Annotated in this window: 1 protein-coding gene; it reads right to left on the reverse strand. The window is 64.0% G+C overall.

All coding sequences use genetic code 11. The features are described from left to right. Positions 1–542 (reverse strand): EAL domain-containing protein (locus AC07O2_RS25995; protein ID WP_495235001.1); only part of this gene is annotated, 542 nt, incomplete at both ends.

Here is a 542-nt window from a genome sequence, read left to right on the forward strand (position 1 = left end):
GCGGTGATCGGCTTGCTGAGGTAGTAGCCCTGGATTTCATCGCAGCCATTGACGCGCAGATAGCCCAACTGCTCCCGGGTCTCGACGCCCTCGGCCACCACCTTCATTCGCAGGCTGCGCGCCAACGCGATGATGCCCGCGGTCAGTGCTGCAGCAGCCTCGTCTATCGGCAAGTCCTTGATGAAGGATCGATCGATCTTCAACGTGCTCAAGGGGAAGTTGCGCAGATAGGACAACGAGGAGTACCCGGTGCCGAAATCGTCGATCGCCAGGGACACGCCCAGATCGCGCAGTTCGCGCAGCCGCAGGGCGGCCTGGGCGGGGTTGTGCATGACGCCGCTTTCAGTGATCTCGAGTTCGAGCTGAGCGGGCAGGAGGCCGGCCCTTGCGACGACCTGCGCCACTTCCTCGGCCAGCAGGGGGCGATTGAGCTGCCGCGCCGACAGGTTGACGCTCACCTGGATGGGGTGGCCCTGGTCATTCCACGTTCTCGCATCCCGGCAGGCGACTTCTAACGCCCAGTGCCCCATGCTGTCGATCAG

It is taken from the genome of Rhodoferax sp. GW821-FHT10B06 (assembly GCF_059415605.1).